Here is a 25,719-nt window from a genome sequence, read left to right as displayed (position 1 = left end):
TTTGAAAACCGCGGTCTCATGCATAACAGAGACTGCCTTGGCGCAAAAGAAAAAGGCGGGCGTCACACTGGCAATTCGTCCAGTTATAAAAAATGCGCTTAAAAAATATAGCTAAATCAATATAAAAATCATTGTAGCAACTCCTAATGGAGGGCATGATCGCGTATATGGGGCGTTTATCGGATTCGTCGGAAAGGACGACATGGATCGAAACCTTCATAATGGCCATTCATCAGCCACATCCAGCATTGCTGCCTCCGAGCAGGAAGTCATGACCCTGGAGGCCGTCGAGCTGGAATTTGCGCTCGGAGCCATCGACGTTTTGATTGAAGGATTTGACACAGCTCTTGCCAAAGCCGCAGAGCGGGTGGGTGGCGAAGTGCTTTTCAACATGCCTGCGCTCGATACGAGTACGGCTCAGCGCATCGGTGCCATCGCGATTGCCGGCCAGCCACAGGATCAGGTTGTTTTTGTGACTTTGGGAAATGATGGGACAACGCTTTCCGTTGCGCCGCCCACCGGCGAAAATGCTCTTTTCGTCAGTCTTGGCCGCAATTATGCAGAGGTCATGAAAAGCCTGACGCCTCAAGGTCCAATCAACGGCGAATGAACCTTGTCTATCAATTGTCCGGTTGCGGAACTGCGTCCACATGAAGATGATGTGCGGGCACCGGATTGAGTGTCATGGTTGTCTCGACATCTCTTAGCTTTACAAACTTCATGCCTTTGGCTTGAAGTGCAAGAATGCCTTTGGCAACGCCTTCGCCTGCCGAACGCGTGGGCTGATTGATATGTGAAATAATCACATCACCATCGCGTGCGGCTGAAATGCGCCGGGCAACGACGGGCGCAAGCAGCGATGCGCCCTGATCGCCATTGAGCGAGTAACCACCGATTTTATAGCCCCTGCTTTGTGCAAATTTAATCGCATCTGTCGAATAACGGGCCGTTGCATCGCGATACCAGAGCGGTTTCGATGCACCTGATTGCACGATCGCATCGGCACCACCGTCAATTTCAGAGCGAACGGCATCCAGTGAGCCTGCCGTTTTAATATTGTACATGGTCGGCACATTGGTGATGGCTGGCACATGCATGTTGCCGTGGTTCTCAATATCGAAAAGATCAGGATGGGCTTTCATCACCGCAAAAGCTTCCGCATTTTGTTTAAACCAGCGCGCGGTTACAAAAATTGTTGCCGGAATGCGGTTCCGCACCAGCACATCAAGAATACGGTGATCCGTCTTCCCCATGCAAGCATCAAGGGTCAGTGCAACCTGCGGCGCAGCCGAACCGCCTTTTGCGATATGCAATTGCGGCTCAACGATGCTGATTTTCTCATGTTTATCCGTCTTTGGCGATGCATCAGAAGCGCTGGCCACAGAGCAAGAAAAAACGAGCGCGGCCCCCGCCGCTAACAAAAAACGAAACATAGCCACCCCGGCACATAGAATTCTGGCAATAAGCTGCCCGCTTAAATGCCAGAATCATAGCCGAAGTGTGGTAACTATTTATTGCGAATTGCGGCTTGGGCGGCTGCAAGCCGTGCAATCGGCACGCGGAATGGCGAACAGGACACGTAATCAAGACCTGTTTGCTCGCAGAAACTGATTGATGCCGGATCGCCGCCATGTTCGCCACAAATCCCCAGCTTGAGTTTGTCGCGTGTTTTGCGACCACGCTCGGCTGCAATCTGAATCAGCTCGCCCACACCATCGAAATCCAATGAAACAAACGGGTCCTGTTCGATCACGCCTCGGCTCTGATAGGTCGAAAGGAACGGCGCTGCATCATCACGTGAAATGCCAAAAGTGGTCTGCGTGAGATCGTTGGTGCCAAAAGAAAAGAACTCTGCGGTTTCGGCAATTTCAGCTGCCCGAAGGGCTGCGCGCGGCAATTCGATCATCGTGCCGACCATATAGTCGATCTGCACGCCGGACTCGCCAATCACTTCTTTTGCCACCGCATCGATGCGGGCCTTGACGAAATCGAGCTCTGCCTTGAGACCGACCAGCGGCACCATGATCTCCGGCACCACCGGCTCGCCGGTTTTCTTGCCCGCTTCAACGGCGGCTTCAAAGATTGCACGCGCCTGCATTTCAGCGATTTCCGGATAGGAGATAGCCAGACGGCAACCGCGATGGCCAAGCATCGGATTGAACTCGTGAAGACTATCCGCACGTTCACGCAGTTTATCCGCGTCAACACCCATGGCGCTTGCCACTTCCGCAACTTCCTCATCGGTGCGCGGAAGAAACTCATGCAATGGCGGATCGAGCAAGCGGATTGTGACAGGCAACCCCTTCATGATCTCAAACAGTTCAACAAAATCCGAGCGCTGCATTGGCAGAAGTTTGGCCAAAGCAGTGCGGCGGCCATCCTCTTTGTCAGCAAGAATCATTTCGCGCATCGCGATAATGCGTTCGCCCTCAAAGAACATGTGTTCGGTGCGGCAAAGCCCGATGCCTTCGGCGCCAAACGAGCGTGCTGTGCGGGCATCGGCAGGCGTTTCCGCATTGGCGCGCACCTTCATGCGGCGAGTCTTGTCGGCCCATTCCATGAGCTTGCCAAAATCACCAGACAGTTCGGGCTGCAACATGGCAACAGCGCCTTTCAGCACCTGACCACTACCACCATCGACGGTGATGATGTCACCTTTTTTAAAGATTTGCCCGGCAGCAAGCATCGTGCCGTTGCGATAATCAACTCGCAACGAACCCGCGCCCGAGACACATGGCTTGCCCATGCCGCGCGCGACCACAGCCGCGTGGCTGGTCATGCCACCGCGTGTGGTGAGAATACCTTCAGCAGCGTGCATTCCGTGAATGTCTTCCGGGCTTGTCTCAACACGCACCAGAATGACATTGCGGCCTTCAACTTTTGCCTGCTCCGCATCTTCGGGCGAGAACACAATTTCGCCCGTGGCAGCCCCGGGAGAAGCGGGCAAGCCCTGGCCTATGACGATGCGCTCGGCACGCGGGTCAATGGTCGGATGCAAAAGCTGATCAAGTGCCGCCGGATCAATACGCAACACAGCTTCTTCTTCGGTAATCAGCTCTTCTGCGACCATTTCAACAGCCATTTTGAGTGCTGCTTTTGCCGTGCGCTTGCCGGAGCGGGTTTGCAACATCCAGAGCTTGCCGCGCTCGATGGTGAATTCCAAATCCTGCATATCGCGATAATGCTGTTCAAGCCGATCTGCGACTTTCAAAAATTCGCCAAAGGCTTCCGGCATAACTTTTTCAAGCGAAGGCTTGTCGGAACCGGCAGCAATGCGCGCTTCTTCAGTGATGTTCTGCGGCGTGCGAATGCCTGCAACAACATCTTCGCCCTGCGCATTGACCAGAAACTCGCCATAGAGCTTCTTTTCGCCGGTCGAAGGGTTACGTGTGAAGGCAACGCCCGTTGCAGAGGTTTCACCCATATTGCCAAACACCATGGCCTGAACATTCACCGCCGTACCCCATTGGGCCGGGATGCTATGCAGGCGACGATAGGTGATGGCGCGTGCATTCATCCAACTTGAGAAAACGGCACTGATCGCGCCCCAAAGCTGTTCACGCGGGTCTTGCGGAAAAGGCGCGCCGAGTTCTTCCTCAACTTTCGCCTTATAAAGTGCAATCACGTCTTTCCAGTCGGCAGCGCTCAAAGCTGTATCGACTTCAACACCGAGATCTGCCTTTTTGTCTTCAAGAATTTCTTCGAAGAAACCGTGATCAACACCAAGCACGACATCCGAATACATCTGGATAAAACGGCGATAGCTGTCATAGGCGAAACGCTCATCATCAGCTTCGCGTGCAATCGCCTGCACCGTCTCATCATTGAGACCGAGGTTGAGAACCGTATCCATCATGCCCGGCATGGATGCTCGCGCACCCGAACGCACCGATACAAGCAAAGGTTTTTCTGAGCCACCGAACACGCGCCCGGTCAAGGCAGCCACCTGATCAAGCGCGTTTTGCACCTGCTGATCAAGTTCCTCAGGATAGGAGCGCTCATTGTCATAATAGGAGGTGCAGACTTCGGTTGTAATCGTAAAGCCGGGCGGCACAGGCAAACCAAGGCTGCTCATTTCAGCCAAGTTCGCCCCCTTGCCGCCGAGAAGGTTGCGATCACTCGCAGCACCCTCTGCCTTGCCATCACCGAATGCGTACACCCACTTTGCCATGCTGGCCTCCCTTGCGCAGGTAACGGTCCGCAATGTCTGTGTTTTTCCACAGAACTGCAGAAATTACCTTCGTGCTTATGCGATCAAGTCGTTGTCTGCCAATCAAAAAAGACAAAGCATCGTAATAGAATCGATTAGACAACGATAAAGCCAGCTCATCAGCTTGACTCTGATGGCGGATTAGATCAGAAATAAGAACAAAAATAGAACATTTGGAGTTGACTATGCGTATCACCGGTAAACTTGATTATCTTGAAATGCCTGCGGCCAAGGGATCACTGGATAGTGCAAAGAGTTTTTATGCGCGTGCTTTTGGTTGGTCCTTTGTTGATTATGGCCCGACCTATTCTGCTTTTGCGGAGGGATTGGATGGTGGTTTTGATGCCGACCCGGAAGCAACCCCCAAACCCCTGCCTGTCCTTTATTCAGCGCAACTCGAAGAAACTTTGAAGGCTGTGACAGAAGCTGGTGGCACAGTTGTGAAGCCGATTTTTGCATTTCCGGGCGGTCGTCGTTTTCATTTCACCGACCCTGCGGGTAATGAACTTGCTGTTTGGAGCGAGACATAACAACATCATGGTCGCTGGTTGACAGCGGCGCCCATATGGAAATGATGCAGCGCATCTTATTTCGTTCAAATTAGAATTCGGTGATATGCGCTTCATTCTCCCTGCCGTTCTGCTCTCCCTTGCATCCACATCAGCATTTGCGCAAAAAGCGGCGCCTGCACCCAAGAATGCACCGCTTAACCGGTGTGAAGAATTCCTCAATGGTATGAGCCTTCTCACACCTGGCAAGGATTATGCCGTCAGAGATATCCCCGATGGCTGCATTGTATCGAACAGCGTTTATCACACGATGCGCATTATGGGCTGGACGATCGACAGGGCAATCCTCGAAGCTGATCGCTTGCAGGATTATCTGTCAGAAGCACCTGACTTGAGCAAAGCCGCACCACAATGGGGACGCATCGCAGTGGACGGTGTGCGCATGACACTGCAAAGCGGCAACAAGGTTTCCGATTACATCACCTCAATTCAGCAGTGGCCGATGGACTTTACGGCGTCTTACCGCTTCAACCCACAGAGTGGTTATCTGCACATTCAGAATGCGGAAATCAGCAGTTTAAAGATTGGCAAGGCTTCAGTTTCTGCGCAAATCAATCTGCCGGTTGATTCGTCGGTTGCTTCGCTCACCGTTAATCCAACCGCAACGCTCTCTCATCTGCGCTTGCGCCTTGATAATCAAGGACTATGGGAGAGCATCGCTCTGCCTGTTCTTGCCAATTACGCTGCATTGCCCTCCGAAACGGGTGAAAGCGACCCGGAAGCCGATATTGCGCGTCTGCGCGATGTGGCAAGCAAAGGCATTGAAATGTTGCCCGACAGTCAAATCAATGCGGATTCCCGAAAAGCGCTGCTGCGCTTTGTTGGGGACATGCCCCATCCAACCGGCTTCTTCACGATGGATGTGGATTTCGACAAGCCTTTGCCGATCAGTCTCAACGATCTGGAACCGGACACACTTGCGCAACACGCGCTGACAGGTGCAAAAATCAGCGTAACCTACAAGGCTCGCTGATCTTAAAATGACGTAATATCAGCTTGCTTCGCGCAATTGCTCTGCGGTTTGCAGATCAACCGAAACAAGCTGGCTCACGCCCTGCTCGCCCATTGTCACGCCGAAGAGGCGATTCATACGCGCCATGGTGATCGGATTATGCGTAATGATGACAAACCGTGTTTCGGTCGATGACGCCATTTCGTCCATCAAGTTGCAGTAGCGCTCGACATTATGGTCGTCGAGCGGCGCGTCCACTTCGTCCAGCACGCAGATCGGAGCCGGATTGGTCAGGAAGACAGCAAAGATCAATGCCATGGCCGTCAATGCCTGTTCACCACCTGAAAGCAACGTCATCGTTTGTGGCTTCTTTCCGGGAGGACGTGCAAGAATTTCCAGCCCCGCATCCAGCGGATCATCACTTTCAATGAGCTGTAATTCCGCAGTGCCGCCGCCAAAAAGATGGGTGAACAGGCGCTGGAACTGCGCATTCACAACATCAAAAGCCGCCAGAAGCCGCTCACGCCCTTCTCGGTTGAGGCTCTGAATCGCCTGGCGCAGTTTTTTGATCGCTTCGATCACATCTTCACGTTCTGAAACAATCGCATCAAGACGCCCGGAGAGTTCTTGGCTCTCCTCTTCCGCGCGCAAGTTCACAGCACCAAGGCGTTCGCGTTCGATACGCAGTCGCTCAAGCTGGCGTTCGATCTGATCGGGGTCGGGCATGCGATCTTCTGGCTTGAGGCCGGTCTGTTTGATGGCCTCATGCGGCGCACAGTTGAGCGCCTCCGCAATACGCGCTTCTGCATCCCTGCGGCGTTCCTCGGCTGCCGTCAGTCGCTCTTCCGCACGCGCACGCTGTTCGCGACTGGTTGCAAGCTGCTGGATGGCAAGGGTCGCAGCCTTATCAAGTTCTGCCTGGGCGGCCTCAGCTTCAATGAGAATATCCGCAGCCTGCTTGCGGCGCTCATCAGCTTCCGAAAGCTCATTAAGCAAGGCACGACGGCGGCTTTCGATCTCTTCCGGCGCTTCAGCCAAGACTTCCGCTTCGTCCGTAGTTTCCGCACGGCGATCATTTAAGGCCGAAATTTGGCTCTGCGCACTCTGCGCGCGCGCGGCCCAGTTGCGGCGCTCAAGCCCGATCATGGAGAGACGCCGCAAACGATTATCCGCCTCACGGCGCTGACCTTCATAAGCAGCGCGGGCTTCCGCAAGCCTCGCACGATCCGACTGCACCTGTGCTGCAAAAACAGAATGCCGTTCGCTGATGACGCCAATATCCGGCATTTCATTCAGCCGATCTTCGGCCTCAACCACCAGAACCTGTGCTTCCTCAAGGCTTTCCTCAAGACGGGCTTTGGTATCTTCCAAACCGGCACGCTTGGTTGCCAGTTGCCCCGCAGCCCGCTCAACCGCAGAAAGCGCTTCGCGTGCATCATCAAGCTTGCGCTGGTTTGCGCGCCATGCATCGCGCGCAACACGTTCATGCTCCACGGCTTCACGAACGGCCGTTTCAAAACGCTGCAACACTTGCTCCGCATCAGACAAGCGACTGGCGGCGCGAATTGCTTCCTGCTCAAGTTCAGCGAGACGGTTCTTTTGTGCAAGCCGTTGCGCGGCAGGTGTCGGCGCATCGGCGCTCGCCGTATAGCCATCCCAGCGCCAAAGAGCACCAGCCTTGCTGACAAGCCGCTGACCGGGGCGCAACGATGCCTGCAAACGCGGTCCATCATTCTCGGAAACGACCCCAACCTGTGCCAGTCTTCGGCGCAATTGCTGCGGCCCTTTTACGATCTGATCAAGCGGCGTTGAACCGGAAGGTAAAGACGGATCGGCTTCCTGTGCCGGATTATAGGCCCAATAGACGGGTGCAGCATTATCGCTTGCTGCATCAAGGTCTTCACCCAATGCCGCACCAAGGGCTATTTCATAGCCTTTCTCAACCTGCAATTCTTCAACAACGGGCGGAAACTGGCCAGTCTCACCGGCATTGAGAATACGCGCCAGTGTCTGCGCTTCGGTCTCTATCCGGCTCAACTCGGTGCGCGCCTCATGCAAAGGCTGACGGCTCGTCATCTCCTGTTCGCGCGCACTGCCAACACGTTCTTCAGCGGCAATCACCGCCTCCTCTGAAGCCGCCAGTGCTTCAACGGCGGTCTCAACGGCAAGACGTTTTTCAGCAGGATCAAACAATCCACCGATCTGCTCGACGACCGCTGCAATATCACGCTCAATATTATCAATCTGGCTGATCAGGCGGTCACGGCGGCTTTGTGTTTCCTGCAACGCGCGCTCGATTTGGCTACGTTCGGCAGCAGCTTCCGCGCGTTCCGAGGTTACCCGCGCCAAGGCGTTTTCGCTGTCCTGCAGGCGGATTTCTGCTTCTTCAAAGATCGCGCGCAATTCTTCATCACGCTCACCAGATGCCTCGTTGGAGGCGATCAGCTCCTGCTCTTCTTCGTCAAGACGCGCCAGTATATCAGCATTCTCGCGCACCAATTGTTCTTCGCGCGCAATATCGGCGGTCAACTGTTCAAGCCGCTTCATAAGCTCGGCACGGCGGGCGCGAATACGAGCATCTTCTTCGTCGAGCTGTGTACGGGCAATGGAAAGTCGCTGCACAGCAGCCGCGGCTTTGGCTTCCGCCTCACGCAGTTCGGGCAATTTATGCGCGCCAACGGCCTGATCACGCGCAGCGTTCATCTGTGCCTGCGCCATATCGCCAACAATCGAAGTTGCCTGTGCAAGCGCGCTTTGTGCTTCACCTTCCTGCGTTTTGGCGTGCGACCAACGCAAATGAAGCAACGATGCCTCTGCGCGGCGAATATCAGCAGACAAAGCTTTGAAGCGATTGGCCTGACGCGCCTGACGTTTCAGGCTTTCAATCTGGCTGCCAAGTTCACCAACCACATCTTCGAGACGCTCAAGATTGGTTTCGGCTGCACGAAGGCGCAACTCAGCCTCGTGACGGCGGGTATGGAGGCCGGAAATGCCCGCCGCCTCTTCCAGCAATGCGCGACGCGCCTGTGGCTTGGCTTGGATAAGTTCACCGATACGGCCCTGGCCGACCATAGAGGGCGAACGTGCGCCGGTCGATTGATCAGCGAAGAGCAGCTGCACATCCTTGGCGCGGGCTTCTTTGCCATTAATACGATAAAGAGAACCAGCCTCCCGCTCGATACGGCGTGAAACCTGCAATTCATCCTGATCATTATAGGCTGCGGGCGCTGTGCGGTCGGAATTATCGAGGAAAAGGGTGACTTCCGCCGTGTTACGCGCAGGTCGCGTGCCAGAGCCTGAAAAAATTACGTCGTCCATGCCCGAAGCGCGCATATTCTTGTACGAGTTTTCACCCATCACCCAGCGCAGCGCTTCAACAAGATTGGATTTGCCGCAGCCATTGGGCCCGACAACGCCCGTCAGTCCGCCTTCAATGACGAATTCCATCGGCTCGACAAAGGATTTAAATCCGACAAGACGCAGCTTGGAGAAGCGCATCAGCATCCTCCCCGCTTAAAAACGCAAAAAGCGGACGCAATGAAGCGTCCGCTTTTCATGCCGAAAGGCGGCTTAGAGCAGCTTGTCAATGATTGCCGACATCTCGTCAACCGAAAGGGCTCCAGCGTATTTTTGTCCGTTGATGAAGAAAGTTGGGGTGGCATTCACACCAAATTCCTGCGATCCGCGTTCCATGGTTGCTCTCACATCATCGAGAAGTTGCTGGTTCGTCAAGCAAGCCTTGAACGACTCCTGTGTAAAACCTGCAAGTTTCGCGATCTGAAGCAGTGCAGCTTCGCCATCAGCCGCACCAGCCCATTGTTGCTGCTGCTTGAAGAAGACTTCGATCATCGGGAAATAACGATCTTCAGGCGCGCAGCGAGCAAGCATAAAAGCAGCTGTTGCGCGCGGATCGAACGGGAATTCGCGGAAAATCAAACGCACTTTGCCCGTATCAATGTATTTTTCTTTGATCTTGGGAAAGGTGTTGATAGCAAAATCTGCGCAATGTGAGCAGGTCAGCGAGGCATATTCAACAATCGTAACAGGCGCATCGGCCTTGCCATAGACCATGTCCTTCAACTTGCCGGCTTCAGCGACCTTGGCAGCATCAACACTTGCATCAGCGCTGCGTGACTGCGCGCTCGCATTGCCAGCAAAAGCAATACCCGCGGCAGCGGCCCCCGCAAGGGAAATAACATGTCTGCGATTAAGCGTTGCAGGCATACGAATCATCCATTCCTGTTTCAATGTTAATATTCGAGAACAATTTAAGGTGGCCAACGATTAATCACCAGCCCCGTTGCAATCAAATGAAATTCAGCGCCAGCCATGCATCAATTTTATGGCAGGGCGCTCATTTCTTTGTAGCGCGCTTTTCGGCGAGGATATTCTTGCCTAGACGCGCCAATGCTGCGCGCAGGGCATCGTCTTCAATCCCGTCTGTTGCCTTGTCGATACGGCGCTCTTCCGAAGGTGCCAGAGGCACCAGCCGCCTTGGCTTGCGCCTGAAATCAAGCGCAGGCGGCTTCTGCTCGATCTTGATGCGGCCAATGGCTGAGAAGCCAAGGAAACCATTTACGCGGCTGATGATTTCGCCTGTCTCATGCTGGATCTGCAACGCAGAAAAGCCTTCGCAAGCAATAACCAGCGTTGCAGGACTAAACGGATCGTCATCATGCAGACGGCGCGGCCAGATAATTCGCAAAGGCCGGGAGGAAGCACCGATTGCAGGCCCAACAATATCTTCCCAGGATTGCAGCAGTGAAAGATTAATCCCCGCACGCTTCTGCAACATCGGGTCCATCAGACCAGACGTCATATCAGCCAATGGGCGAAAGCCCCGTTTTGATTTCGGTTCTCTCATCGCAATCCATTATAGCCGCGAAACCAATCGACAAACAGAGGAATGCCTTCCTCGAGCGTGGTTTGCGGGTTGAAACCAAGATCCCGCGCCGCAAGCGTAATATCTGCATAGGTGCGCGGAACGTCGGCTGCAGGCATTGGTTCAAGCTTGCGGATCGCTTCTCTGCCGCATGCTTTTTCAATCGCCGCAATGAAATTGCTAAGCATAACAGGCCGGTTATTGCCAAGATTATAGACCGGTGCGGTTTGTTCAGGTTGCTTGATGATCCGCTTTACAGCGCCCAACACACCACTGACGATATCATCGACGAAAGTGAAGTCGCGCTGCATTTCGCCGTTGTTAAAAACACGGATCGGTTCGCCTTTAAGGATCGCCGATGTAAACAGCCATGGCGCCATGTCGGGGCGTCCGAATGGACCATAAACCGTAAAAAAGCGTAAGCCCGTCGAGGCAAGTCCATGTACATGCTTATAGGAAAAGGCCAGAAGCTCACCCGAACGCTTGGTTGCTGCATAGACCGAAACCGGGTGATCGACAGCATCACTTTCTGAAAATGGGATTTTTTCATTCGCGCCATAGACCGAGGACGAACTGGCATAAACAATCGGCGGACGCTTATCGAGCTTGAGGGCGGCTTCAAATACTGTCACCTGTCCCATGACATTGGCGGAAACATAAGCAGCAGGGTTTTCAATGGAATAACGCACACCAGCCTGCGCTGCGAGATGCACGATCGCATCGACATCACGATCAGCTCCGATAGCAGCATTGAAAGCTTCTGCATCGGAAATATCAGCTTGCGCAAAGCGGAAGCCACTAAGCGCACGCAGCTTGGTAAGACGGGTTTCCTTGAGATCGACCTGATAATAATCATTGAGATTATCGATACCAATAACTTCCCAGCCTTCATTAAGAAGCCGCGCTGCGGTGTGATAGCCGATGAACCCAGCCGCCCCCGTCACAATCGCTTTCATGGTTTTCATTTCCCGCAAATATAATCTGTGAGGCCTGCCCGGCGGAGTGCCATGACACGGCGAGACGCAGCCGCATTCAGAGCTGCAATGAAGAACATGACCGATGAGATCGTGACCTCATGCAACAATGGATTATGCAACATCCCATAACTCGCGCACACGAAACTGAAATAAATGAGTGCGCGCCGCATCGCCCAGCTGTCCGCGGTTTTCCAGAGATAGACAAAAATCGCGATAAAGGCCGCAAACATGAAAAACAAGCCAACAATGCCGTCATTCAGCAGCTCATCAAGCACGGTGTTATGCACATGACGGAAGCCGGCAAGCAGGGGAGCTTGTTCGCCAGCCTGCTGCCTGACAATATCCATTTTGGAATAAGAGCCGACGCCTGCTATCGGATGTTGCCCGATTATTGTGGCTGCACTTTTCCACATGACTTCACGAATATCGGCGGAGAGTTTGTCTTCCCATTTTGAGCTGTCACCGCTGTCGTAATATTCAACCATTCCGGCAAAACGCTTGGAAAGCGTGTCTCCAACCGGCCCGACAACAATAAGTGCTGCGAGTGCCGCAGCCAGTGCAACATAGACCGCACCTTGCTGCCTGAGACTGTATTTTCTTAAGAAAAGCACGATTTCGACCAATGCGCATATCGGCAGAACAACAATGACAGCGCGCGTTTCCGATGTGAGGACCGCCGCAAGCCCAAGTACCAGCCAATGCGGTCCATTTGGCAGATAGCGTGGCGCCCGCGAAATCGGAATGGCGGCAGAAATCGCCGCAACACCTGCAACAAAAGCAAATACGGCTTCATTGCCTCCAACGCCAATCCGTCCGCCTTTGGTCAGAACAAGGTAAATAACCGCCAACACCGCCAGAATAATACCGGCGCGTGAACCAAGCACGTAGGATCGCAAAGGGTTTCTGACCAGCACCATGCCCGCGCCTGCAAAGGCAAAAACGGTTATAAGCAGCGTGTATCCAATCTGCCGATTGCCAGAAAAAGGCTCCCCCCTATAAAGAATAAGTCCGAGCGACCAAGCCGCGTATAGAAGAATGAAAATATAGAATTTTTTCGCAAATAACCGCGTCGTATTATGGCGGGCGGCAGCCAGATAAATGCCCAGACATGAAAAAACAAAAAGGAGAATTGGCCCAAGGCCCAGACGGACCGGCATTGCCGCAGACGCGAGCGCTAAAACCCAGCCATCCACTCTTCGCCTCACCAGAAATGACTTCTTAAAAAACTTCAACTATCCACTACTCCCAATCGCTTAATGCGCAAAGCGTAGGCGATTCGCCTGATATAGTCAGTTGTTCTAAAGAGGAGTGTGCTCAGCCTTTTATAGGCCGGCAAGCGCGCTTTGGCGTAAGTATTCCGGCCGTCCGCAATCGTTGACAGCCCCACTTGACGAAGCGCAACCAAAGGCTGCTCCGTTAAAAAGAACTCATAATCTCCTGCCCAGCCGCGCTCCAGGGCAACATCATATGGCAGCGACATTGGTTTAATCGCTTCCAGCAATTTGATTGCTCCCTTTCGCGTTACAAGATAAGCGGCAGAACTGCCCAACGGGCCGTGCAAGCAGCGCCCAATCGAATTACCACCTTCAACCTGATTGAAACGGCGATAGGCAGCTGTGCGATGATTGACGAGTTTAATCACATCCCAGCCTTGCAATTTTGATACGCTGGAGATGAACGGTAAAAAATCCGGCGTGAAAAGAACATCGTCTTCGGCAATGACGGCGTAGGCTTCCGGGGCTGCGGCAATTGTTTCCAAAGCCTTGATATGGCTAAAATAACAACCGATTTCTGCCGGCAGAGCAATTTTTCCGTGGCGGCGGCGGAAACCAGCCTCATCAAAATTACCGAGTTCATCAGCTTTCAACTGCTTGCCTTCTACGGCCTCTACCCGGCGCAGTTCAATTCCAAACTGATCGGCACTTTGCTTCACGTCATCCCAGCGCTGTGAAGAGCGCGCGAGATTAATGACGTAGACCGGGACTGAACTGCTCACGCGTTATCTTTCTTTGACATTCATCTGCCCTGTACCACTATTGGCGTGTTGATTATAAAGCACCGCATCCTATGCACTTCAATTTTATATCAATTCCCCAAATTCAACGTTAATCATAAATCACAGAGCTAACTTTAAGACACGATCAAACAGGATTTATGCTAAAAACACTCAAATCTGACCGTACCAAGGCAATTCTCAACTGGTATGATCGCCATCACCGTATTCTGCCATGGCGCGTAACACCAGTGCAGAACGCACGGGGCGTGACAGCAGATCCTTACCGTGTCTGGCTGTCCGAAATCATGCTGCAACAAACAACCGTTGAAGCAGTGAAATCTTATTTCACGAAATTTGTGGAGCGTTGGCCGGATATTATGGCAATGGCCAATGCCAGCGAAGACGATATTCTTCGCGCATGGGCGGGCCTGGGTTACTATTCGCGCGCACGCAATCTCAAAAAATGCGCAGATATTATCGCAACAAAATATAATGGGAATTTTCCGTCGACCGCAGCCGGATTGAAAGAACTTCCAGGTATAGGCGAATACACATCAGCAGCAATTGCGGCTATCGCCTTTGGAGAGCAGGCAGCCGTGGTTGATGGCAATGTTGAGCGCGTTGTCTCTCGACTCTTTGCCATCGACACGCCGTTGCCCGCGGCAAAAACCCAAATTCGTGTATTGATGGGAGAACTGACACCAGACGACAGGCCCGGGGATTTCGCGCAGGCCGTGATGGATTTGGGCGCAACAATCTGCACCCCACGTCGCCCAGCTTGCGCAATTTGCCCGGTTAATGATGGTTGCAAGGCCTTGGCGGCCCACGACCCTGAAACATTTCCGGTCAAAGCACCAAAAGCTCAAAAACCAATCCGTGTCGGAGCTGCATTCATTGCCATTGCGGGAGATGGCTCCATTTTGCTGCGCAAACGCAAGGGCCAAGGCCTGCTTGCCGGGATGACCGAAGTCCCCGGCAGTGATTGGACCGCACGCATTGATGGCGCTGTCACGATCAATGCCGCACCATTTGAAGCTGATTGGGTGTCCTCGGGCAGCATTACCCATGTTTTCACACATTTTGAGCTGCGCCTTTCCGTCTATGCGGTCAGCGATATACCCAAACGCAATGATACGGACGGCTGGTGGTCTGCTCCTTCAGACCTTGAAGACGAAGCACTGCCAACCGTCATGAAAAAAGCGATCAGTGCTGCAATTCCGACGGCATTTAAACGGGGGAGGAAAAACCGTTGACCACTCAGGTTAAACACGTTGTTTTCGATATTGGCAAAGTGCTGCTGCATTATGATCCGGAACTCGCTTATCTCGAAGCGATTCCTGATCCAACGGAGCGTCGCTGGTTTCTGGACAATATCTGCACCGGTGAATGGAATATTGAACAGGATCGTGGTCGAAGCTGGCAAGACGCCGAAGCACTTCTCATTGAAGAACATCCTGAGCATACCGACAATATACGGATGTTTCGTCGGAACTGGAACCTTATGGTTCCGCACTCTTATGACGACAGTGTTGCGATCCTGCGCGGGCTGATTGCCCAGGGCCATGATGTGACAATGCTGACGAACTTCGCTTCCGACACGCTGCGCGAAGCACAGGGTCGCTTTCCGTTTCTCAACGAAAGCCGTGGCATCACAGTTTCAGGCGACATCCGCACATTGAAACCAAACCGCGAAATTTACGAACACCACGTTACAAGCTTTAATCTTGATCCGGTGGCAACGCTTTTCATCGATGATAGTCCGGCCAATGTTGAAGGCGCCAAAGCCGCCGGATGGCAGGCCGTACATTTTACCAGCGCACCCAAGCTTGCCGATGATCTCAGAGGCTATGGTCTCTCCTTCTGATAACAAAAAGACACCCGAAGCAAATTGCTTCGGGTGTCTTTTTATCAGACTTTGTTGGAGGTCGTCCGATAGTAAACTCTGATCTCAGTTATGCACCTGCTGCCGCCATCTGATCGCGGATAATTTTGCGCAGATCATCAATAGGTTTCAGCACGCCTGCTTCTTCATAATGCCAGAAAGTCCAGCCATTACAGGCATCAAAACCCTGCACTTTGGCACCGATGCGGTGAATGGAGCCAGCTTCGCCATTGGCGGTGAGTGTTCCGTCCGCCCGGATGATCGCAGCGTGACGGCGGCGTGCATCGGAAAGCACGGTGCCCGGACGCAAAAGACCTGCTTCCATGATCGACGTAAAAGCGACGCGTGGTTCAGCACGCTTACCAGTCATCACTTTCAGCTCAGCCTTGCCCAGTGGCTCAACCGCATTAATCCGTGCCGTTGCAGCATCGATATAGTCCTGCTCGCGCTCAATACCGACGAAATGGCGACCAAGGCGCTTGGCAACAGCACCGGTAGTGCCCGAGCCAAAGAACGGGTCAAGGATCACATCGCCCGGCTTGCTCGAAGACATCAGAATGCGTGCAAGCAGTGCTTCCGGTTTTTGCGTCGGATGCACCTTATCGCCGTTTTCGTCTTTCAGACGCTCCGAGCCTGTGCAAATCGGGAACAGCCAGTCAGAGCGCATCTGAACATCGTCATTCGCCGCTTTCATGGCGTCATAATTGAAGGTGTAGCCCTTCCCTTTCGAATCTCGCGATGCCCAGATCAGCGTTTCATGCGCGTTCTGAAAGCGGCGGCCACGGAAGTTCGGCATCGGATTGGTCTTGCGCCAGATGACATCATTGAGCAGCCAGAAACCAATATCCTGAAGCTGCGTGCCAACGCGGAAAATATTGTGATAGGAGCCGATAACCCAGATTGTGCCATTTGGCTTTAGCACGCGGCGGCAAGCCATCAACCATGCACGCGTGAAAGCATCATAAGCCTGAAAGCTTTCAAACTGGTCCCAATGATCGTCAACGGCACTGACCATCGACTGATCCGGGCGATGAAGATCACCGCCAAGCTGAAGATTGTAGGGAGGATCGGCGAAAATGACGTCCACCGAGTGATCCGGAAGGCGCTCCAGAGCGGAAACGCAATCACCCTTAATGATAGAGTCGAGCCAAGCGGTACGTGGGGCCTCTACAGGCAACTCATGTGCAAGACGTACTAGGGACATGGGATACTCAATTACTTGTGAACGCGAAAAACTTGTCCCTATGGTTACTGAACAGGGTAAATATGGGGTTAACGCCAAGTGATTGAAATTGTAAATCTTTTCTTAACTTCTCTGCAAAGGCCCGCATTTGCTGGGCTTCGCACAACCATCTGTCTTTGACAGTTTTGTTCCAGCCATATTAAAGCCTTCAACCAATTGCAGTGCAGTCAGGAAAAATGGCTCATTCAATAAGGCTTGATTATTCGTTTCCCCCTATAATTGCGCCTGGGATTAAAACTGATTTGCGTAACTGTTCCATGTGTCTTCATGAATATTAATGAACTGCGTCACAACCGATATTTACGTATTCTTTTCGTACCCTTTCGCATGCGCGCAGTTGTGCGCGGCAGCGAAATAGGGCTTGTGATCGCAGGCGCGCTGGTTGGTATCATCTCCGCGCTGGCAGTTGCAGCCATTGCGGGCATTTCCCAGAGGATGCATCAGGCGCTCTTCGGGCTTGCTGACGGCGAACGACTAAGCTCCGCCTCGCAGCTTGAGTGGACAGCCTACTTCGCCCCGCTTGCAGGCGGTATTTTGATGGGCGTCCTGATCTGGGTGCTGGCACGCTGGCGAAAAAAGCCGATTGTCGACCCTATCGAAGCCAATGCGTTGCATGGCGGGCGTTTGTCGCTGACAGACAGTTTTATTCTTGTCGGGCAAAACCTTGTTTCCAACGGCTTTGGTGCTTCAGTTGGGCTTGAAGCAGCCTATACGCAGCTTTCAAGCGGATTTGCATCGCGCATTGGCCGCGCGCTCAAGCTGCGCCGGGCCGACCTGCGCACCCTTGTGGGTTGCGGAGCCGCGGCAGCCATTGCAAGTGCTTTCAACGCGCCACTTACAGGCGCATTTTACGCTTTCGAGCTGATTATCGGTGTTTATTCCATCGCCACACTGGCGCCTGTGGTGGTCGCAGCAATTGTCGGCATGCTGGTCACGCAAGCCATCGGCGGAGCACCCCTGGTTATTCACGTCGGTCAGCTTGATGGCATTGCTGCACGAGATTATGTGCCAGCCCTTGTGCTGGGTTTAATTGCGGCAGGTATTGCCATTTTGATCATGCGCGGCGTGACGACAGTCGAACGGGTTGCCCGCAAAAGCGTTGTTCCCACGGTGCTGGCTCCGGCATTTGGTGGCGCGATTATCGGCATGATCGCTTTCGTCGCCCCTCAGGTTCTGGCTTCAGGTCACGGTGCATTGCATCTCGATCTCAATGCAAATCTGACAATTCCGGTGCTGCTGCTTCTGATTTTCGCCAAATCTCTGGCATCCGCCGTCTCCATTGGCTCAGGCTTTCGCGGTGGTCTGTTTTTCGCCTCGCTCTTTCTCGGCGCATTGACCGGTAAGCTTTTTGCTGCGCTGACGGGCTACGTCCTGCCACTTACCCTTGAACCGGAAGTTTATGCGGTCATCGGCATGAGCTCAATGGCGGTCGCAATCATCGGCGGTCCATTGACGATGACATTTCTGGCGTTGGAACTTACCGGGGATTTTCCAATAGCGATGCTTGTCCTGGGGGCTGTCGTTTCTTCATCGCTCATGGTCAGAAAGACTTTCGGTTACTCGTTTGCAACGTGGCGTTTTCACCTGCGCGGCGAAGCAATCCGCTCTGCGCATGATATTGGCTGGGTGCGCAACCTCACAGTCCTTCGCATGATGCGCCATGATGTTCGTACCGTTTCCATCGACACAGATATTGAAACCTTCCGCAACGACTTCCCGCTTGGCTCAACGCAGCGCGTCATTGCAGTGGATGGCGAAGGCCGTTATGTCGGAATGATACCTGTGCCTGAGGCTTATTCGGAAAGTTTTGACAGCACAGACACCCAGAAGGGCATCATTGATCTGCTTCGCTATCAGGATGAATTCCTGCTGCCGCAGATGAACGCGAGAGAAGCTGTGGTGCGCTTTGACAGGGCGGAGGCCGAAGCGCTCGCAGTTATTAACAATGCGCAGGAGCGTAAAGTTCTCGGGCTTTTGAGCGAAGCACATACGCTGCGCCGCTATAGCGAAGAACTCGACCGGCGCAGACGGGAAATTTCAGGCGAGGTTTAAGTTACTGAGAAGTATCGGTGACGGGCTCCACTCCGCGATTTTCCGGTGTAGCGCTGTAATAATATGGTGTTGCAAGAACGAACGCCAACACAACTGCAATTGCGAGAATGAACAGCACAACGGATTTTCGCATCAATTTCTCCTTCACTGAAGAAAGAAACGGCTTCACACCGACATCGTTCCCTAAAATTCCGGCAGCCGATACGCGGAAGTTTGACCTAGTGAGCATAAAGATGTAGCTCATCGACAATGTTTTGTGGGTGATCTTACCCCATCATCTCCCAAGTAAAGGCTTTTGACATGGCAGCTCCGGCCCTGATTATTTTTGATTGTGACGGTGTATTGGTGGATTCCGAAATCATCGCAGCGGAAGTCGACGCAGCACTTCTGACAGAAGCAGGCTACCCGATTGAGGCTACAGAAGTTGGCGAACGCTTCGCTGGCCTCACCTGGCAGGACATTCTTCTGACGGTTGAGCGCGAGGCAGGCATTCCCATTTCCGCTTCCCTTCTCGACAAGGCAGAAAAGCTGCTGGATGAGCGTCTGAAAAACGAAGTTCAGGCGATTGATGACATTGTCGAGGTTGTTTCTGCGCTTGATCTGCCAAAATGCATCTGCTCAAATTCGACCAGTAAACGCCTTGAGCTTATGCTCAAGCGGGTCGAGCTTTACGATCTTTTTGCGCCAAATATTTTCTCGGCGCGGGAAATTGGCTCGAAAAAGCCAAAGCCTGCACCCGATGTCTTCCTTCATGCCGCCAAGCATTTTGGTGCCGATCCGGCTGATATAATTGTAATTGAAGATTCAGCGCACGGCATTCATGCAGCACGCGCGGCGGGAATGCGCGTCATCGGCTTCACCGGCGGTGCGCATACCTATCCGGGGCACGCTGACAAATTGACAGATGCAGGCGCCGAAACCGTCATCCATCGCCACAAGGATTTAGCAAGCGTGATCGATGCTTTGTCGATCTGGACTGACGCCTGATCTTATTCAGACACATCCCGGAAAATTTCGTTGCGCGCCATGTTGGGCGCGCAAAGTTGATTAAGCAGCGCTACGCTTGCTTTTGTTTTTCGCTGCGGCATTGAGCGCGGCAAGCAATTCCTTCGACTCGCTTTCACTTAGACCAATCATCAGCCTGTCACCAATAGAGGCAGGCTCGTCGGTCGCAGCGTCGAAAATTGCCCAAGTATCTGTCGGCTCAAGAACACGTTCATATTTCGGTTTCATGGGTCTAAGCTCAGAACGTTCATTGCCGCCCTGCCCCTAATGTTTCGTTACAGTTTTTCATAAGAAGCGGCCGCTGCCCATTCTAAGGCAGAGCTGTCTTATTCGTTACTGTTTTACACCAAACATCTTGCGATTCATTTCACAGAAGCAGTCGAATTTAACAAAAGCCCAGAATATTACTTCTATAGTTAATTTTTGTTTCGTAATGGCACATTGACAAAAGCGCTGATCTGATTGGCTCAAATCAAAAAGGCGCGCTCTAAGGCAACGGTCTCCTGTGGGATCCGCCAAAATTACGAACCGGATGCAGACTTGGGTCGGCCACGTTTCTTTACAGAGGAAACATTCCCGACAAGCACCTGCACCGCAGCTGCGTCGACAGGTTTTCCAAAGAACCAGCCTTGTCCAAAAAGTTCAGAGCAAATGCCGCGGAAATATTCGGCCTGAGACTCCGTTTCGACACCTTCGACCACGATGCCCAAACCATGCTGATGCGCCATCGAAATGATCTGCGGAACGATAGAAACCGTATCAACCTCATTGCCGACCGTGCGCGTAAAAGCCTTGTCGATCTTGATGGCGTCGACCTTCAACTCATCCAGATATGCAAGGCTGGAATAGCCCGTTCCAAAATCGTCAATATAGACCTTATGGCCTCTTTCGCGCAGCAATTTGATACCCTCGCTGGCCTTTGCAAAATCGACCGGTGTGCGCTCTGTTAGCTCCAGCCCGATCTGTTCCGGCCTGATGTCGGCTGTGGTCAAGCGCTCATCAATGGCCTTCATAAATTCAACGCTCTGCAGATCGCTGGCCGTAATATTGATATTAATATGCAGCGCGCGTTGCTTTTTAAGCAATCCTCCCATTTCAAGGATAACGCGGTCAAGAACGTAAAGTGTGACTTTATCCGCAATACCATGAGCTTCTGCTTTAGCGATGAATAGGTCAGGAGGAACAAAATCATCCTTGGTTATTTCCCAGCGGATCAGCGCTTCAAAACCAACGATTTTGCGGCTGCTAATATTCACGACCGGCTGATAAACAAGGGTTAACTGTTTTGCTGCAAGCGCTTTTCTCAAAAGTGACATCAACGAACGATCACGGTTGCGGTAATTGCTCCAGCCAATTGCCAGCCCGCCTCCCACAAGCATTCCAAGGCTGATAAAGACCAGCTTCAACAGCCCACCAGAATTGCCGCTCCAGCCTGGAGACGTTGCAATAAAAATACAGATGCCCGTCGTTTCGTCGCAGGATTTCTGCTGCAGGATACCATCCGTTATCTCGAAAACCCGTCCCCCACTGACGGGAAAGAGACCGCTTACGACATCTCCCGGAAAATCAATTGGATTGCTAAATAACCGGGCGAATTGTGTCCGGTCCTCGTTCACCATGAAAACAGCAAAATGATATTGAGGAATATGGAGCGCATCAAAGGCAACAGCGCTTAGCACCACATTTGCTTTATCTCGGCCTATAATGGGTCCGTGGCTACCCGGTGTAATCAGCTGCTCGTCACGATAAATGTATGTGTGATCCTTGAGAAGAACATCCTCCTTGCTTCTCGGACGTGAATCCTTGAGTTCATTGAGGAGTGTCGAACATTGCAGTTTTTCATTTTCAAGCCGACCAATATCCTTGATATGATAACCGGAGAAAAGAAGCTCGCGCATATACTGCTTATCATCAGCGCCACATATCGGGTTGGTTGAACGGTTCATTTTATCCAACACATCACGGGCAGAACCGACAATGCGGTTCGCCTGCGTCATAAGCACCGTCATATAGGTGTTCATGTCGCCTTCTTCATCAAGCAGGCTGAACCTCTCACCTGCCCACTTGCCCGCAAAAGCACCAAGCAGCAACATGATGCAGATAACGAATGGGACCGGCGAAAGAAATGAACTGCGCGGAAACCTCATTAAAACCGCCTTACCAAACTTAAAAAATGAACAAGCCGTAAAATATTACCATCGTTCTGTAATGCACTTTCATAGTTCCAGCGCATATTACCTGACGCCGGAAGCAATACAGAATGATTGTATTACCGTTCATCAAAATTAATAAATCGACTAAACGCCGAAACTACAAAAAGAAAAGTGAAACATGCTTAAGAATAGAACAACGTCTAAAAGCTGCTTCTATAATACAAACGGCTTATGGTAAAATCATAAGCCGTTTGTCAAAATTCAATCTATTAAATTCCAATCCGGCTTACTTCGTATTGTAAGGACCTTCATCGAAGCCGACAAAAATCTGCACGCTTTGTGCGCTTGCCGTTGGGATCGAAATCGCCTTGTCGTTGAAGACGAATTGCGTCGCACCGCCACTCGAAACATTCACAGTCTGCTTGTGCAGCTTGGAATAGATAACCTTGCCACCCTCAACCACGGCAACACGAATCGGCATAGTGATATTGCCGCTCTTGTATTTCGGGCCGGGGACGACCTTGCCGGCAGCGGCAACATCAAGATTGATGGTTCCGTCAGCATATTGGCAGGCGCGCGTGGTGTCAGTCAAAGCTGCCTGATAGATGACGCGGCTTGCATCCTTGTCGCCACCCTTTTCATAGGTATTGAAATAGGCCGTGCCTTCACGCAGCGAAACGGTGGGGCAAAAAGCGCGCAGCTCCGATTCCTTGATGCGCGGCTGACCAGCTTCGGTAAGCGATCCGTCGGCTGTTTTCTGCGTGCCGCTCGTTGTGCAGCCTGCAAGTGCTGCGAGCAAAATCGTTGCAAAGACTGGTAACAACGATGAACGATTCTGTATTGGTTTCTGCATAAACCGGGCTTCCCTGCACTGATCGACCTGTTCTATACCACTATGCAATGCACAGTGTGAGGGTGTTTTCCCGTTTTTTATCGTCAAGAGCAACCCCACCCTTCAAAGGATACTTTAATTCTTGCGGCTTTTTTAGGGAGGCTCTATTGCATTCAACGGTTAAAATCCGCCTCGATCCGAAATGAAGGCCCTTAAGATGAAATATATCAGCACACGCGGCGAAGCACCTGTTCTGGGGTTCAGCGATGCTTTGCTCGCCGGACTTGCCCGTGATGGTGGTCTCTATCTTCCGCAGAACTATCCGCAATTCACGCCCGATCAAATTCGTGATCTGCGTGGAAAATCCTATGTGGATATCGCGCTGGCCGTGCTCACTCCCTTCATCAATGGTGAAATTCCGCAGGCCGATTTTGAACACATGGTGCGCGAGGCCTATGGTTCTTTCCGTCATGACGCAGTCTGCCCGCTGGTTCAGACAGGGGCGAACGAATTCATTCTTGAACTGTTTCACGGCCCGACGCTGGCTTTCAAAGACGTCGCCATGCAGCTGCTGGCTCGTATGATGGATTATGTTCTGGCACAGCGCGGCGAACGTGCGACAATCGTGGGAGCGACTTCCGGCGATACCGGCGGTGCCGCCATCGAAGCATTTGGCGGCCGTGACAACACCGATATATTCATTCTCTTCCCCAATGGCCGCGTATCGCCGGTGCAGCAGCGCCAGATGACGAGTTCCGGGTTTTCCAATGTTCATGCCCTTTCCATCGAAGGCAACTTCGATGACTGCCAAAATTTGGTCAAGGGCATGTTCAATGATTTGCAATTTCGCGATGCCATTTCGCTTTCCGGGGTGAATTCAATCAACTGGGCACGCATCATGCCCCAGATTGTCTATTACTTCACCGCAGCACTGAGTCTTGGCGCGCCGGATCGTGCTGTTTCGTTTACCGTGCCAACCGGCAATTTCGGCGATATTTTCGCAGGCTTTGTTGCAAAGAAAATGGGTTTGCCCATTGATCAGCTCATCATTGCCACCAATGATAATGACATTCTTGCGCGTACGCTGGAAAACGGCGCATATGAAATGCGTGGCGTCGAACAGACGACATCGCCATCAATGGACATCCAAATTTCGTCTAATTTTGAGCGTTTGCTGTTCGAAGCACATGATCGTGATGCAAGTGCTGTTCGCGGCCTGATGGAAAGTCTGAAGCAATCAGGTGGCTTCACGATCTCTGAAAAGCCACTTGCCGCAATTCGCAGCGCATTTTCTGCAGGGCGTTCAACCGTCGAGGAAACCGCAAAAATCATCAAGTCCGTTCTCAACGACGATGGCTATCTGCTTGATCCGCATTCGGCGATTGCCGTTAAGGTCGCTCGCGAAAAAGTGTCCGGCACTGCACCAATGGTGGTATTGGCCACCGCGCATCCGGCCAAATTCCCCGATGCTGTAAAGGCTGCAAGCGGTATTACGCCAGCACTGCCTGGGTGGCTTTCAGACCTTATGGATCGAAAAGAAAGCTTCACAGTTCTTCACAACGACTTGAAAATCGTGGAAGAATATGTTCGCCGTCATTCTCGAGCATAAGTGTGAAGGCTCTTTGAAGAGAATAAGAACGGGAATTAGGGAGCATTTTGCTAATGGGTGTTGAAGTAACGCGTCTTTCCAATGGTCTGACCATTGTAACGGATAACATGCCGCATATCGAAAGTGTTGCACTGGGTATGTGGGTTAAGGCGGGCGCAAGAAACGAAGCTCCGGATCGGCATGGCATCGCCCATTTGCTTGAGCATATGGCCTTCAAAGGCACAGAAAAGCGTTCTGCCTGGCAGATCGCCTCAGACATTGAAAATGTCGGCGGCGAAATCAATGCCGCGACAAGCGTGGAGACCACATCCTATTACGCGCGTGTTCTTCGCAAAGACATGCCTTTGGCCATCGATATTCTCGCTGATATTCTGACCGCTTCCAAATTTGATGAGGCGGAACTTGAGCGCGAGAAGCAGGTGATCCTGCAGGAGATCGGCGCGGCACATGATACACCTGATGACATCGTCTTCGACCGCTTTTCTGAAACCGCTTATCGCCACCAGCCGATCGGGCGCGCTATTTTGGGCGAACCGGAGACGGTCATGTCATTCACATCCGACAACTTGCGCCAATATATCGATGAGCAATACAGCGCAGACCGCATGGTGGTAACGGCTGCAGGCGGCGTCGACCATGATGCGTTTGTAAAAGAAGTTGAAAAGCGCCTTGGAGGTTTTCGTGCGCATAACACTGCGCCAACGCTTGACCTTGCGACTTATGTTGGCGGCGATTTCCGCGAAAATCGCGAATTGATGGATGCGCAGGTTTTGATCGGCTTTGAAGGCCGCGCCTATCATGTGCGCGATTTTTATGCCTCCCAGCTCCTTTCCATGATCCTTGGCGGTGGAATGTCCTCACGTCTGTTTCAGGAAGTGCGCGAAAAGCGTGGCCTGTGCTATTCTGTTTATGCTTTTCATTGGGGCTTCTCCGACACAGGCCTGTTCGGCATTCATGCCGCGACGGGCCGTGATGAACTGGTTGAACTGCTTCCGGTTATCATTGATGAGCTGCACAAAGCAGCCGATTCCATAAGCATTGAAGAAGTGAACCGCGCACGCGCGCAATACAGCGCAAGCCTTTTGATGTCGCAGGAAAGTGCGGCGAGCCGTGCCGGTCAGATCGCTCGTCAGTTTTTGCTCTATGGCCGTCCCGTGCCAAACAGCGAGCTGATGGATCGTTTGTCGCTCATCACGCCTGAGCGGCTGAGCGATCTTGCAGGACGCCTGTTCCTTGATAACAAGCCGACGATTGCAGGCGTTGGTCCGGTTGGGCGTCTGATGAGCTTTGAAGGACTCACCGATGCGCTTTCGACCAGCGCACATACGCGAAAGATTGCAGTTTAAGCGATAAGGCA

22 protein-coding genes are annotated in these 25,719 nt (G+C 52.5%); 9 read left to right on the top strand and 13 right to left on the bottom strand.

The window, feature by feature from the left end; genetic code table 11:
* Window positions 1-202: 202 nt before the first annotated feature.
* Window positions 203-610 carry a hypothetical protein gene (locus tag ABE527_RS03880; RefSeq protein ID WP_265983145.1) on the top strand — a complete coding sequence of 136 codons (408 nt, stop codon included), beginning with the start codon at window positions 203-205 and terminating at the stop codon, window positions 608-610.
* A gap of 10 nt (window positions 611-620) precedes the next feature.
* On the opposite strand, the gene ABE527_RS03875 is transcribed toward ABE527_RS03880, so the two are convergent.
* Window positions 621-1,433, bottom strand: coding sequence for a polysaccharide deacetylase family protein (locus ABE527_RS03875; protein ID WP_499696179.1), 813 nt, complete (start codon window positions 1,431-1,433; stop codon window positions 621-623).
* Window positions 1,434-1,507: 74 nt separating this feature from the next.
* Window positions 1,508-4,171, bottom strand: coding sequence for a pyruvate, phosphate dikinase (gene ppdK, locus ABE527_RS03870; protein WP_499696178.1), 2,664 nt, complete (start codon window positions 4,169-4,171; stop codon window positions 1,508-1,510).
* Between the two features lie 224 nt (window positions 4,172-4,395).
* On the opposite strand from ppdK, the gene ABE527_RS03865 reads away from it, so the two are divergent.
* Window positions 4,396-4,740 (top strand): VOC family protein, encoded by a 345-nt coding sequence (locus ABE527_RS03865; RefSeq protein WP_265983142.1) that lies wholly within the window; start codon window positions 4,396-4,398, stop codon window positions 4,738-4,740.
* Window positions 4,741-4,825: 85 nt separating this feature from the next.
* On the top strand, window positions 4,826-5,752 hold the full coding sequence (locus tag ABE527_RS03860; RefSeq protein WP_499696177.1) for a hypothetical protein: 927 nt from the start codon (window positions 4,826-4,828) through the stop codon (window positions 5,750-5,752).
* An 18-nt stretch (window positions 5,753-5,770) separates the two neighbouring features.
* On the opposite strand, the gene smc is transcribed toward ABE527_RS03860, so the two are convergent.
* From smc to ABE527_RS03830, 6 genes are all read right to left on the bottom strand, one after another.
* A complete protein-coding gene (smc, locus tag ABE527_RS03855; RefSeq protein WP_499696176.1) occupies window positions 5,771-9,229 on the bottom strand; it encodes a chromosome segregation protein SMC in 3,459 nt (1,152 codons plus the stop codon).
* Window positions 9,230-9,301: 72 nt separating this feature from the next.
* Window positions 9,302-9,955 (bottom strand): DsbA family protein, encoded by a 654-nt coding sequence (locus ABE527_RS03850; protein ID WP_265983139.1) that lies wholly within the window; start codon window positions 9,953-9,955, stop codon window positions 9,302-9,304.
* A gap of 130 nt (window positions 9,956-10,085) precedes the next feature.
* Window positions 10,086-10,595 carry a DUF721 domain-containing protein gene (locus ABE527_RS03845; protein ID WP_499696175.1) on the bottom strand — a complete coding sequence of 170 codons (510 nt, stop codon included), beginning with the start codon at window positions 10,593-10,595 and terminating at the stop codon, window positions 10,086-10,088.
* A complete protein-coding gene (locus tag ABE527_RS03840; RefSeq protein WP_499696174.1) occupies window positions 10,592-11,569 on the bottom strand; it encodes an SDR family NAD(P)-dependent oxidoreductase in 978 nt (325 codons plus the stop codon). The genes ABE527_RS03845 and ABE527_RS03840 overlap by 4 nt, the downstream gene beginning before the upstream one ends.
* A gap of 5 nt (window positions 11,570-11,574) precedes the next feature.
* Window positions 11,575-12,822 carry an O-antigen ligase family protein gene (locus tag ABE527_RS03835; protein ID WP_499696173.1) on the bottom strand — a complete coding sequence of 416 codons (1,248 nt, stop codon included), beginning with the start codon at window positions 12,820-12,822 and terminating at the stop codon, window positions 11,575-11,577.
* A complete protein-coding gene (locus ABE527_RS03830) occupies window positions 12,819-13,586 on the bottom strand; it encodes a glycosyltransferase family 25 protein (RefSeq protein WP_499693514.1) in 768 nt (255 codons plus the stop codon). The genes ABE527_RS03835 and ABE527_RS03830 overlap by 4 nt, the downstream gene beginning before the upstream one ends.
* 158 nt (window positions 13,587-13,744) lie before the next feature.
* On the opposite strand from ABE527_RS03830, the gene mutY reads away from it, so the two are divergent.
* Together mutY and ABE527_RS03820 are read left to right on the top strand one after the other, a co-directional pair.
* The gene (mutY, locus tag ABE527_RS03825) at window positions 13,745-14,839 is read left to right on the top strand and encodes an A/G-specific adenine glycosylase (protein WP_499696172.1); all 1,095 of its coding nucleotides are present in this window, start codon (window positions 13,745-13,747) and stop codon (window positions 14,837-14,839) included.
* Window positions 14,836-15,450, top strand: a complete 615-nt coding sequence (locus ABE527_RS03820; protein WP_265983133.1) for an HAD family hydrolase — start codon at window positions 14,836-14,838, stop codon at window positions 15,448-15,450. Before mutY ends, ABE527_RS03820 begins: the two co-directional genes overlap by 4 nt.
* Before the next feature lie 88 nt (window positions 15,451-15,538).
* Here ABE527_RS03820 and ABE527_RS03815 read toward each other — a convergent pair whose 3' ends face one another.
* A complete protein-coding gene (locus tag ABE527_RS03815) occupies window positions 15,539-16,672 on the bottom strand; it encodes a site-specific DNA-methyltransferase (protein WP_265983132.1) in 1,134 nt (377 codons plus the stop codon).
* 306 nt (window positions 16,673-16,978) lie between these two features.
* Between ABE527_RS03815 and ABE527_RS03810 the strand changes: the two genes are divergently transcribed.
* A complete protein-coding gene (locus ABE527_RS03810; RefSeq protein ID WP_499696171.1) occupies window positions 16,979-18,763 on the top strand; it encodes a chloride channel protein in 1,785 nt (594 codons plus the stop codon).
* A gap of 1 nt (window position 18,764) precedes the next feature.
* On the opposite strand, the gene ABE527_RS03805 is transcribed toward ABE527_RS03810, so the two are convergent.
* The gene (locus tag ABE527_RS03805; protein WP_265983130.1) at window positions 18,765-18,896 is read right to left on the bottom strand and encodes a hypothetical protein; all 132 of its coding nucleotides are present in this window, start codon (window positions 18,894-18,896) and stop codon (window positions 18,765-18,767) included.
* Window positions 18,897-19,063: 167 nt separating this feature from the next.
* Here ABE527_RS03805 and ABE527_RS03800 point away from each other — a divergent pair, with 167 nt between their 5' ends.
* Window positions 19,064-19,750: an HAD family hydrolase gene (locus ABE527_RS03800; RefSeq protein WP_265983129.1), complete on the top strand. Its 687-nt coding sequence runs from the start codon at window positions 19,064-19,066 to the stop codon at window positions 19,748-19,750.
* Between the two features lie 60 nt (window positions 19,751-19,810).
* Here the strand turns inward: ABE527_RS03800 and ABE527_RS03795 are convergent, their stop codons facing one another.
* The 3 genes from ABE527_RS03795 to ABE527_RS03785 form a co-directional block, all read right to left on the bottom strand.
* The gene (locus tag ABE527_RS03795) at window positions 19,811-19,996 is read right to left on the bottom strand and encodes a hypothetical protein (RefSeq protein WP_265983128.1); all 186 of its coding nucleotides are present in this window, start codon (window positions 19,994-19,996) and stop codon (window positions 19,811-19,813) included.
* Between the two features lie 293 nt (window positions 19,997-20,289).
* Window positions 20,290-21,915 (bottom strand): EAL domain-containing protein, encoded by a 1,626-nt coding sequence (locus tag ABE527_RS03790; protein ID WP_265983127.1) that lies wholly within the window; start codon window positions 21,913-21,915, stop codon window positions 20,290-20,292.
* A gap of 292 nt (window positions 21,916-22,207) precedes the next feature.
* Window positions 22,208-22,774 carry a hypothetical protein gene (locus tag ABE527_RS03785; RefSeq protein ID WP_265983126.1) on the bottom strand — a complete coding sequence of 189 codons (567 nt, stop codon included), beginning with the start codon at window positions 22,772-22,774 and terminating at the stop codon, window positions 22,208-22,210.
* A gap of 196 nt (window positions 22,775-22,970) precedes the next feature.
* On the opposite strand from ABE527_RS03785, the gene thrC reads away from it, so the two are divergent.
* Together thrC and ABE527_RS03775 are read left to right on the top strand one after the other, a co-directional pair.
* Entirely contained in the window at window positions 22,971-24,362 is a 1,392-nt protein-coding gene (gene thrC / locus ABE527_RS03780; RefSeq protein WP_499696170.1) for a threonine synthase, read from the top strand.
* Between the two features lie 53 nt (window positions 24,363-24,415).
* A complete protein-coding gene (locus ABE527_RS03775) occupies window positions 24,416-25,708 on the top strand; it encodes a M16 family metallopeptidase (protein ID WP_499696169.1) in 1,293 nt (430 codons plus the stop codon).
* Window positions 25,709-25,719 lie beyond the last annotated feature (11 nt).

The organism is Brucella sp. TWI432 (genome assembly GCF_039674445.1).
GTDB lineage: Bacteria > Pseudomonadota > Alphaproteobacteria > Rhizobiales > Rhizobiaceae > Brucella > Brucella chromiisoli.
The sequence above is the reverse complement of the archived record's forward strand: the minus strand, read 5'-3'. Positions and strand labels throughout refer to the sequence as shown.